This window comes from Cellulomonas sp. P5_C6 (genome assembly GCF_054049635.1).
Map to the genome: position 1 here is coordinate 1 of NZ_JBFULZ010000155.1, position 9,868 is coordinate 9,868.

Annotated in this window: 13 protein-coding genes; 8 read left to right on the plus strand and 5 right to left on the minus strand. The window is 71.5% G+C overall.

Annotation, left to right across the window (positions count from 1 at the left end):
* Window positions 1-365: ATP-binding cassette domain-containing protein (locus ACXJKG_RS15655; RefSeq protein WP_456846671.1), on the minus strand; the 365-nt coding region annotated here is incomplete at its 3' end.
* 176 nt (window positions 366-541) lie between these two features.
* Here ACXJKG_RS15655 and ACXJKG_RS15660 point away from each other — a divergent pair.
* The 8 genes from ACXJKG_RS15660 to ACXJKG_RS15695 are packed head-to-tail and all read left to right on the plus strand — an operon-like array spanning window position 542 to window position 7,284.
* On the plus strand, window positions 542-1,285 hold the full coding sequence (locus tag ACXJKG_RS15660) for a helix-turn-helix transcriptional regulator (RefSeq protein WP_456846672.1): 744 nt from the start codon (window positions 542-544) through the stop codon (window positions 1,283-1,285).
* Complete coding sequence (gene sufB, locus ACXJKG_RS15665) at window positions 1,282-2,730, plus strand: Fe-S cluster assembly protein SufB (RefSeq protein ID WP_456846673.1); 1,449 nt, start codon at window positions 1,282-1,284, stop codon at window positions 2,728-2,730. Before ACXJKG_RS15660 ends, sufB begins: the two co-directional genes overlap by 4 nt.
* A complete protein-coding gene (sufD, locus tag ACXJKG_RS15670) occupies window positions 2,730-4,031 on the plus strand; it encodes a Fe-S cluster assembly protein SufD (protein WP_456846674.1) in 1,302 nt (433 codons plus the stop codon). Before sufB ends, sufD begins: the two co-directional genes overlap by 1 nt.
* A complete protein-coding gene (locus ACXJKG_RS15675; RefSeq protein WP_456846675.1) occupies window positions 4,028-4,360 on the plus strand; it encodes a non-heme iron oxygenase ferredoxin subunit in 333 nt (110 codons plus the stop codon). Before sufD ends, ACXJKG_RS15675 begins: the two co-directional genes overlap by 4 nt.
* 20 nt (window positions 4,361-4,380) lie before the next feature.
* On the plus strand, window positions 4,381-5,145 hold the full coding sequence (gene sufC, locus ACXJKG_RS15680; RefSeq protein ID WP_456846676.1) for a Fe-S cluster assembly ATPase SufC: 765 nt from the start codon (window positions 4,381-4,383) through the stop codon (window positions 5,143-5,145).
* An 8-nt stretch (window positions 5,146-5,153) separates the two neighbouring features.
* Window positions 5,154-6,464, plus strand: coding sequence for a cysteine desulfurase (locus ACXJKG_RS15685; protein WP_456846677.1), 1,311 nt, complete (start codon window positions 5,154-5,156; stop codon window positions 6,462-6,464).
* Window positions 6,461-6,952 carry a Fe-S cluster assembly sulfur transfer protein SufU gene (sufU, locus tag ACXJKG_RS15690; RefSeq protein ID WP_456846678.1) on the plus strand — a complete coding sequence of 164 codons (492 nt, stop codon included), beginning with the start codon at window positions 6,461-6,463 and terminating at the stop codon, window positions 6,950-6,952. The genes ACXJKG_RS15685 and sufU overlap by 4 nt, the downstream gene beginning before the upstream one ends.
* Window positions 6,949-7,284 carry a metal-sulfur cluster assembly factor gene (locus ACXJKG_RS15695; RefSeq protein ID WP_456846679.1) on the plus strand — a complete coding sequence of 112 codons (336 nt, stop codon included), beginning with the start codon at window positions 6,949-6,951 and terminating at the stop codon, window positions 7,282-7,284. The genes sufU and ACXJKG_RS15695 overlap by 4 nt, the downstream gene beginning before the upstream one ends.
* Before the next feature lie 157 nt (window positions 7,285-7,441).
* Here ACXJKG_RS15695 and ACXJKG_RS15700 read toward each other — a convergent pair whose 3' ends face one another.
* The 4 genes from ACXJKG_RS15700 to ACXJKG_RS15715 form a co-directional block, all read right to left on the minus strand.
* A complete protein-coding gene (locus tag ACXJKG_RS15700; protein ID WP_456846680.1) occupies window positions 7,442-7,840 on the minus strand; it encodes an META domain-containing protein in 399 nt (132 codons plus the stop codon).
* A gap of 145 nt (window positions 7,841-7,985) precedes the next feature.
* On the minus strand, window positions 7,986-8,855 hold the full coding sequence (gene ypfJ / locus ACXJKG_RS15705) for a KPN_02809 family neutral zinc metallopeptidase (protein WP_456846681.1): 870 nt from the start codon (window positions 8,853-8,855) through the stop codon (window positions 7,986-7,988).
* A gap of 50 nt (window positions 8,856-8,905) precedes the next feature.
* Window positions 8,906-9,538, minus strand: a complete 633-nt coding sequence (locus ACXJKG_RS15710; RefSeq protein ID WP_456846682.1) for an energy-coupling factor transporter transmembrane component T family protein — start codon at window positions 9,536-9,538, stop codon at window positions 8,906-8,908.
* Window positions 9,535-9,868, minus strand: a 334-nt coding sequence (locus ACXJKG_RS15715) for an ATP-binding cassette domain-containing protein (RefSeq protein ID WP_456846683.1), incomplete at its 5' end; no start/stop codon positions are given. The genes ACXJKG_RS15715 and ACXJKG_RS15710, both read right to left, overlap by 4 nt.

The following is a 9,868-nucleotide window of genomic DNA, read 5'->3' on the forward strand; positions in this document are numbered from 1 at the left end:
AGGCCGAGGCGCTCGGTGAGCTCGCCGAGGTCACGGGGCTCGGCGTACATCTTGGCGACGTGGGCGAGCATGTCCTGGGCGCGGACGCCGGTGGGCAGGCCGCCGTCCTGCAGCATGACGCCGACCCTCGGCCGCAGGTCGCGCGCCTGCCTGAGCGGGTCCTGGCCCAGCACCCGCACGGTGCCCTCGTCGGGCTCCCGCAGGCCTTCGCAGCACTCGACCGTCGTGGTCTTGCCGGCACCGTTGGGCCCGAGCACCGCGGTGACCTGACCGTGGTGGGCGACGAGGTCGAGCCCGTCGACCACGGCGCGACCGCCGTAACGCTTGACGAGCCCGGAGATCTCGAGCGCGGGGGAGTCGGGCACGAGAGGGAAGTCTAGGGCGCCYGTCGTGCGACGCAGGTGCGCGTGGGTGTGAGGGACGCGACCCTCAGCGAAGGGTCTCCTTGCTTGCAGGGATGGATATTGGCAACAAGGATGTTGCCAATATCGCGGGGTGCCGTCTTCCCCTCGCAGCCTGACGAGACCGCCGGAGGTGTGGCATGAGCGCGACGCTGCCCTCGGTCGACCACGTCGTGGCGGACAGCCCCGAGTCCGACGCCGGCACGCGGCAGCGCGTGCTCCAGATCGTCGCGAGCGCCKGGCCGGTGTCCGCCGCCGAGCTGGCCGCGCAGCTCGACCTCGCGCCCGCCGGGATCCGTCGGCACCTGGGGGTCCTCGAGGCCACCGACCAGATCGCCGTGCACGACGGCGCCTCCCGTGGCCCGCAGGGACGCGGCCGCCCGGCACGCCGCTACGTCGTCACCAGCCGCGGCCAGGCAGCCCTGTCGCACCGCTACTCCGAGATCGCGGCGCAGGCGCTGCGGTTCCTCGCCGAGACCGCCGGGCCCGAGGCCGTCCAGGGCTTCGCCGAGCGACGGGTCCGGGATCTCGAGGAGCGGCACACCGCCGCCGTCGAGGCGGCCGGGGACGACGTCGTCGCGCGCGTCCGGGCGCTGGCCGAGGGACTCGCCGCGGACGGGTACGCGGCGTCCGCGCGCCCGGCCCCGGGTGGCGCCGCCATGCAGCTGTGCCAKGGCCACTGCCCCGTGCAGGACGTCGCCCACGAGTTCCCTCAGCTCTGCGAGGCCGAGGCGCGCGCGTTCTCGCGCCTTCTCGGCGTGCACGTGCAACGCCTCTCGACGCTGGCCGGAGGCGGCCACGTCTGCACCACCAACATCCCGATCTCGAACGCCCCCCACGCCCCTGCCCACCCCGTGCTCTCCGTGGAAGGACAATCAGCATGAGTGCACAGACCGACAGCACTGCGGCCGCTGCGCCGCAGATGACCCAGGACGAGGCCATCGCCTCCATCGGGAACTACAACTACGGCTGGCACGACGCCGACACCGCCGGGTCCGTCGCGACCCGTGGTCTGTCGGAGGCCAAGGTCCGGGAGATCTCCGCGCTCAAGAACGAGCCCGAGTGGATGCTCAAGACGCGCCTGAAGTCGCTGCGCCTGTTCGACAAGAAGCCCATGCCCTGGTGGGGCTCGGACCTGTCGGGCATCGACTTCGACAACATCAAGTACTTCGTGCGCTCGACCGAGAAGCAGGCCACCAGCTGGGAGGACCTGCCCGAGGACATCAAGAGCACGTACGACCGCCTGGGCATCCCGGAGGCCGAGAAGCAGCGCCTCGTCGCCGGCGTCGCCGCGCAGTACGAGTCCGAGGTGGTCTACCACCAGATCCAGGAGTCGCTCGAGGAGCAGGGCGTCATCTTCCTCGACACCGACACCGCGCTGCGCGAGCACCCGGAGATCTTCGAGCAGTACTTCGGCTCGGTCATCCCGCCCGGGGACAACAAGTTCGCGTCGCTCAACACCGCGGTCTGGTCGGGCGGCTCGTTCGTCTACGTGCCGCCGGGCGTGCACGTCGAGATCCCGCTGCAGGCCTACTTCCGGATCAACACCGAGAACATGGGCCAGTTCGAGCGGACGCTGATCATCGCCGACGAGGGCTCGTACGTGCACTACGTCGAGGGTTGTACGGCGCCGGTCTACTCGAGCGACTCGCTGCACTCCGCGGTGGTCGAGATCATCGTGAAGAAGAACGCGCGCGTCCGGTACACGACCATCCAGAACTGGTCGAACAACGTGTACAACCTGGTCACCAAGCGGGCGACCGCGGCCGAGGGCGCCACCATGGAGTGGGTCGACGGCAACATCGGCTCCAAGGTCACCATGAAGTACCCGGCCATCTACCTCCTCGGCGAGCACGCACGCGGCGAGACGCTGTCGATCGCGTTCGCCGGCGCGGGCCAGCACCAGGACGCGGGCGCGAAGATGGTGCACGCCGCGCCGCACACGTCCAGCTCGATCGTCTCCAAGTCGGTCGCGCGCGGCGGTGGCCGCACGTCCTACCGCGGTCTGGTGCAGGTGCTCGAGGGCGCCCATCACTCCGCGTCGAACGTGCTCTGCGACGCCCTGCTGGTCGACCAGATCTCCCGCTCGGACACCTATCCGTACGTCGACGTCCGCGAGGACGACGTGTCGATGGGCCACGAGGCGACCGTGTCGCGCGTGAGCGAGGACCAGCTGTTCTACCTGATGTCCCGAGGCATGCCCGAGACCGAGGCCATGGCCATGATCGTGCGCGGGTTCGTCGAGCCCATCGCCCGTGAGCTGCCCATGGAGTACGCCCTCGAGCTGAACCGCCTCATCGAGCTGCAGATGGAAGGGGCCGTCGGCTGATGACGACCACCACAGACTCCCTGTCGACCGATCACTCGCGGGCGACCGCCGACGGGAGCCACTCGCACGGGGTCGGGCCGCTGCCCGAGGCGTCCCGTGCCTCCCGCCCCACGTCGTTCGACGTGGCCGACTTCCCGGTGCCCAACGGCCGCGAGGAGGAGTGGCGGTTCGCTCCCGTCGCCCGGCTCGCCCCGCTGTTCGCCGCGGCGACCGACGGCGTGCTGGACGGCCACGRCGTGCTCACGACCGTCGTCGAGGCCCCCGAGGTCACCGTCGAGATCGTCGAGCGCGACGACGCGCGGCTGGGGAAGGCCGGCAAGCCCGGCGACCGCACCGCGGCCGTGGCGTGGGCGTCGTTCCCGCGCGCGACGATCGTCACGATCCCGCAGGAGGTCGTCGCCTCCGAGGTGACGTCGATCCGGATCGAGGGCGTCGAGGGTGCCGGCACGCACGAGGCGTCGCTCGAGCCCAGCGCCACGCACCTGCTGGTGCACGCGAAGCCGCTGTCGCAGGCCGTCGTCGTCATCGACCACGTCGGGCACGCCGCGCTGACGGAGACCGTCGAGATCGTCGCCGAGGAGGGCGCGCACCTGACCGTCGTCACCGTGCACGACTGGGCCGASGGCTCSGTSCACGCSTCCTCGCACCGSCTGCGSATCGGCCGSGACGCCACCGTCAAGCACATCGCGGTSACGCTCGGCGGCGACGTCGTGCGGATCACGCCCGACGCCGAGTTCGTCGGCGAGGGTGCCAACGTGAAGATGGTCGGCCTGTACTTCGCCGACGCCGGCCAGCACCAGGAGCAGCGCCTCTTCGTCGACCACGCGGTGCCCAACTGCATCTCGCGGGTCACGTACAAGGGCGCCCTGCAGGGCGAGGGCGCGCACACGGTGTGGGTCGGCGACGTGCTCATCCGCGCGGCCGCCGAGGGTACCGACACCTACGAGCTCAACCGCAACCTCGTGCTGTCCGACGGCGCGCGCGCCGACTCGGTGCCGAACCTCGAGATCGAGACCGGCCTCATCGAGGGCGCGGGCCACGCGAGCGCGACAGGCCGGTTCGACGACGAGCARCTCTTCTACCTGCGTGCCCGTGGCATCCCCGAGGCCGACGCGCGTCGGCTCGTCGTGCGCGGGTTCTTCGCCGAGCTGATCCACGAGATCGGCGTCCCGTCGATCGAGGAGCGCCTCATCGGCGCGATCGAGCGCGAGCTGGAGAAGTCCATGAGCGTGCTGGACGCCCTGTCGGAGGGCGGCCACGTCGAGGGTTCCGAGGTGTCCCTCACGACGGAGCGTGCATGAGCGCCCAGCTGGCCTGCTATGACGAGGACGTGCCCGTCGAGGGCACGTTCCGCGTCGAGCTGGAGGCCGAGCACGGCACCGTCGAGGTCGCGCTCGTGCGTGACTCCGACGGCGAGCTGCACGCCATCAGCGACATCTGCTCGCACGGCGCGGTCTCGCTGTCGGACGGCGAGGTGGAGGGCTGCACGATCGAGTGCTGGCTCCACGGCTCGCGGTTCGACCTGCGCACCGGCAAGCCCACCGGCCCGCCCGCCGTCCAGCCCGTCCCCGTCTACCCCGTGACCGTCGACGGCCAGCGCGTGCTGGTCGACGTCGACGCCCCGCTCTGAAGAAGTCTGGAAGGAACAGCATGTCCACCCTGGAGATCCGCGACCTGCACGTCAGCGTCGAGACGAAGGAGGGCGCCAAGCCCATCCTGCGCGGCGTCGACCTGACCGTCGCCAGCGGCGAGACGCACGCCATCATGGGCCCCAACGGCTCGGGCAAGTCGACGCTCGCGTACTCGCTCGCCGGCCACCCGAAGTACCAGGTCACCTCGGGCACCGTGACGCTCGACGGCGTCGACGTCCTCGCGATGTCGGTCGACGAGCGGGCGCGCGCCGGCCTGTTCCTCGCCATGCAGTACCCGGTGGAGGTCCCCGGCGTCAGCGTCTCGAACTTCCTGCGGACCGCCAAGACCGCGATCGACGGCAGCGCCCCGCCGCTGCGCACGTGGGTCAAGGACGTCCGCACCGCGATGGACAACCTGCGGATGGACCCGGCGTTCGCCGAGCGTTCCGTCAACGAGGGCTTCTCCGGCGGCGAGAAGAAGCGCCACGAGATCCTCCAGATGGAGCTGCTCAAGCCGGCGTTCGCGATCCTCGACGAGACCGACTCGGGCCTCGACGTCGACGCGCTGCGCGTCGTGTCGGAGGGCRTGAACCGCGTCAAGGCCGGCGGCGACGTGGGCGTCCTGCTCATCACCCACTACACGCGCATCCTGCGCTACATCACCCCGGACTTCGTGCACGTCTTCGTCGACGGCAAGATCGCCGAGGAGGGTGGCCCCGAGCTCGCCGAGCGCCTCGAGAACGAGGGTTACGACCGGTTCCTGTCGAGCGCCACGGTTCTCTGAGGATCACGGTGACCAGCACCCTGGAGGGCTCGGCCCGGACGCTCGATGCGACCGAGCTGGCTGCCGTGCGCGCGGACTTCCCGCTGCTCGCGCGGACGCTGCGCGGCGGGCGGCCCCTGGTGTACCTCGACTCGGGGGCGACCTCGCAGAAGCCCGAGGTCGTGCTGGACGCCGAGCAGGACTTCTACATCCAGCGCAACGCCGCCGTGCACCGGGGGGCCCACCAGCTCGCCGAGGAGGCCACCGAGGCGTTCGAGGACGCGCGTGACCGCGTGGCGTCGTTCGTCGGGGTGTCGCCGGGCTCGCTGGTGTGGACGTCGAACGCCACGGCCGGTATCAACCTCGTGGCCTACGCGATGTCGAACGCGTCGCTCGGGCGCGGGGGAGCGGCTGCCCAGCAGTTCGCGCTCGGCCCCGGCGACGAGATCGTCGTGACCGAGGCGGAGCACCACGCGAACCTCGTGCCGTGGCAGGAGCTTGCGTTCCGCACGGGCGCGACGCTGAAGTGGCTCGGGGTCGAGGGCGACGGGCGCATCCGGCTCGACGACCTCGACACCGTGGTCACGGAGCGCACCAAGGTGCTCGCGTTCACGCACGCCTCGAACGTGACGGGCGCGATCACCCCGGTGCCCCCGTTCGTCGCCCGCGCCCGCGCGGTCGGCGCCCTGACGGTGCTGGACGCCTGCCAGTCGGTGCCGCACCTGCCGGTCGACCTGACCGCGCTCGGGGTCGACTTCGCGGCGTTCTCGGGGCACAAGATGCTCGGTCCCACGGGGGTCGGCGCGCTGTACGGACGGCGCGAGCTGCTCGAGGCCATGCCGCCGGTGACCACCGGTGGGTCGATGGTCGAGGTCGTGACCATGGAGTCGACGACCTACGCGCCGCCGCCCCAGCGGTTCGAGGCGGGGACGCAGATGGTGTCGCAGGCCGTCGGGATGGGCGCCGCGGCGTCGTACCTGGCCGAGCTGGGCATGGACGCCGTCGCCGCGCACGAGGCGCACCTGGCCGGCTTGCTGCTCGACGCGGTCGCGTCGGTGCCGGGCGTGCGGGTCATCGGACCGACCGACACCCGCGACCGCCTGGCCACGGTCTCGTTCGTCGTGGACGGCGTGCACGCGCACGACGTGGGCCAGGTGCTCGACGACGCCGGCGTCGCGGTCCGGGTGGGCCACCACTGCGCGCAGCCCTTGCACCGGCGGTTCGGCGTAGCGTCGACCTCGCGCGCGAGCGCCGCGGTCTACACGACCGACGAGGAGATCGAGGTCTTCCGGGAAGCACTGACGGGGGTCCGGGCGTTCTTCGGTCTGGAGGTGTCATGAGCACGGGATCGATGGAACAGCTGTACCAGCAGGTCATCCTCGACCACGCGAAGTTCCCGCACGGCAAGGGGCTGGGCGCGGCAGGCGACCTGCACCTRCACACGGGCGAGTCGCACCAGGTGAACCCGACGTGCGGCGACGAGGTCACGCTGCAGGTCGACGTCGACAGCACGGCTGACGGCGGCGCGATCATCCGGGACGTGCGCTGGGACGGGCAGGGCTGCAGCATCTCGCAGGCCTCCGTCTCCGTGCTGCACGACCTGGTGGTCGGCAACGACCTGGCCACCGTCGACCAGATCGGCGGCACGTTCCGCGCGCTCATGCAGACGCGCGGCGCGGGCCTCGACGACGAGGCCGAGGACACCCTCGGCGACGCCACCGCCTTCACCGGCGTGGCCAAGTACCCCGCGCGGATCAAGTGCGCCCTGCTCGGCTGGGCGGCGCTGACCGACGCACTCATCAAGACCGGCGCACGGGAGAACTCATGAGCACGGACACGCCCTCGCCCGCCCCGACCACGGTGGCCGACGTCGAGGAGGCCATGCGCGACGTCATCGACCCCGAGCTGGGCATCAACGTCGTCGACCTCGGCCTGGTCTACGGGCTGACCATCGACCAGACCAACACGGCGGTCATCGACATGACGCTCACGTCGGCGGCCTGCCCGCTGACGGACGTCATCGAGGACCAGTCGGCCCAGGCCCTCGAGGGTCTGGTCGACGGCTTCCGCATCAACTGGGTGTGGATGCCGCCGTGGGGCCCCGAGAAGATCACRCCCGACGGCCGCGAGCAGATGCGCGCCCTCGGCTTCAACATCTGAGGACGACAGATCCGAAGGCCCTGGTCAGCATGCTGACCGGGGCCTTCGGCGTCGCTGACCTGCATGTTCGTCAGCTGCGAACCGTCGCTGCCGTTCCGGAACTGATCGTTGCCGCCCCGCACTCGTCGTTGCGTGCGGGCTCTTCATCGTTCGGGCGTCACTGCTTGAACAGGGCGCCGATCTCCTTGTGGTCCTCGTTGTACACCGTCATCTGGTCGCCGTCGACGTTCGCCGATGCGGCTGCGGACAGCCAGGTGTCGACGTTGTCGCACACCTTCATGGTCGCGGCGAACGGACCGAACTGGACCTCGGAGCCGTCGATCTTCCAGGTGCCGTTCAGCTGGTTGCACCCGTCGCTGCCGCTGACCGTGCCGCCGTCGACGAGCTCGAGGTCGACCGGTGGCTCGGTGTCCGTCTGCGACCAGGTCCCGGTGACGTCGCTGGACTCGAGAGCGGCTCCGGATGAGTCTTCGCTGCTGGAACAGGCGGCCAAGGCCGCGCTGCTCAGGGCGACGAGGAGGGAGATTCGTAGCAAGGCCGCGCGCGGTTGGCTCACGCGACCGACGCTAGCAGCACGAACGCGCTGCTCACAGGGGGCAATGACCCGTGCGCTGCGTCAGTGCGCGTGCGGGCCCGGTTTCACCATCTGACCACGCTCGTCGACGAAGGCCCCGGGCTGACCCTGGGGCCTTCGTCGTGTCTCAGAGCTGGTCGGCGGCGAACGTGTCGCAGGCCTCGAACGTGCGCTGCTGGTAGCCGGTGGTGAACCAGCGCTCGCGCTGCTCGCTCGACCCGTGCGTCCACGTGTCCGGGTTCACGCCGCCCCCGGACTGCTGCTGGATGTTGTCGTCGCCGACCGCGGCCGCCGCGTTCAGCGCGTTCTGCAGCTGTTCCGGCGTGATCGGCTCGAGGTAGGTCACGCCGGTGTCGGGGTCGACCGTCGTGGCGGCCGTGCCGGCCCACATGCCGGCGTAGCAGTCCGCCTGGAGCTCGGTGCGGACGGAGTCGGACTCGGCGCCGGTGCCCTGCCGGTCGGCCTGGTCCATGACGCCGGTGATCTGCTGGACGTGGTGGCCGTACTCGTGCGCGACCACGTACTCCTCGGCGAGCGGACCGTCCTCGCCGCCGAGCTGGCTGAGCTGGTCGAAGAACGCGACGTCGAGGTAGATCGTGGCGTCGGGCGGGCAGTAGAACGGCCCGGTGGCACTGGTCGCGTCGCCGCAGCCGGTGCTGACGGAGTCGGTGAACGCGACGGCGTCCGGCTGGCTGAACTGGGCGCCCGCCGCCGGGACGGTCGCGCTCCAGTAGGTGTCGAGCGAGTCGAGAGTCGCGCTGAGCCGGCAGGTGCGGTCGGTGTTCGCCTGCTCCGCCGTGCACTCGCCGACGGTTCCCTCGGGCTGCGGCGCGCCGCCGCCCGTGGCGCCGGTCAGGTCGACCTGCCCGTTGGAGAACAGGTAGACGAGCAGCACGATGAGCCCGACGGCGCCGCCACCGCCCGCCGCGATCTTCCCGCCGTTGCCGCCGGTGCGCACACGCCCGCCGCCGAAGCTGCCACCCTCCTGGAACGTCACCGAGGCACCGTAGCGACGGATCGGCGGGCCCGCGCGTCGAGAGCGGGTGATCAGTCCTCGCCGAGCCCCCGGGCGGCCAGCGCGTCGCCGGTCGCCCGCGCGTGGGCCACCATGCGCACCGCCGCCGGGACGAGGATCGCCCGCGGCTCCCGGTCGAGCCCGCGGGCACGGGCGGCGTCCCGCGTCTCGAGCGACATGCGCGCGAGCACCGGGATCGTCCGCAGGAACAGGCCCACGGCCAGCGCGAACGTCTCCGGCGCGAGGCCGACGTGCCGCAAGGGCCGGGCCAGCCGCGCGAGCGCGTCGAGCAGGGTGTCGGCGCGGGTGGTCGCCGTGACGACTGCCCCCATGAGCACGAGGGCGACGAGGTCGACGGCGACCTCGACGGCCGTCGCCCAGCCGCGGGCCCACCACTGGTAGGCGCCGATGAGCGCGGCGGTGACCAGCGCGGGCGCGAGGCCGCGGGTGGTCCGGTGCCAGGGGATGCGAGCGACGAGCTGGGCGAGYAGGGCGACGCCGAGGGCGACCACCGCGGACAGGGGACCGCGCACCCACACGACGGCGACGGCGAACACGGCGAGGAACGCGAGCTTGAACCCGGCGGACGCGCGGTGGATGACGGTGGTGCCGGGGTGGTAGAGGCCGAGCGGACCGGCCCACGGCGGCCGGATCGGGCCGCTCACGAGCGGACCTCCATCAGCGCGCGGTAGGCCGCGACGGCCGGTCCGGCCTCCCCGTCGACCACGACGGCGCCTTCGTCGACGACGATCACGCGATCGGCGCGCAGCGCGGCGTCCAGGTCGTGGGTCACCACGACGACCTGCTGGTCCAGGTCCGCCAGCAGGCGGTCGACGACTCCCCGCCAGCGCAGGTCCAGCAGGGTGGTGGGCTCGTCGCACACCAGCACCGCGGGTTCCGTGGCGAGGACCGACGCGAGCGCCAGCAGCTGCCGCTGGCCGCCGGACAGGGCGTGCACGGGCACCTCGGCGTGCTCGGCCAGCCCGAACCTGGCG

What these genes read in the sequence shown, in the direction of transcription:
- ACXJKG_RS15675 (WP_456846675.1), top strand. Translation starts at nt 4,028, where the DNA reads ATGAGCGCCCAGCTGGCCTGCTATGACGAGGACGTGCCCGTCGAGGGC.
- sufB (WP_456846673.1), top strand. Translation starts at nt 1,282, where the DNA reads ATGAGTGCACAGACCGACAGCACTGCGGCCGCTGCGCCGCAGATGACC.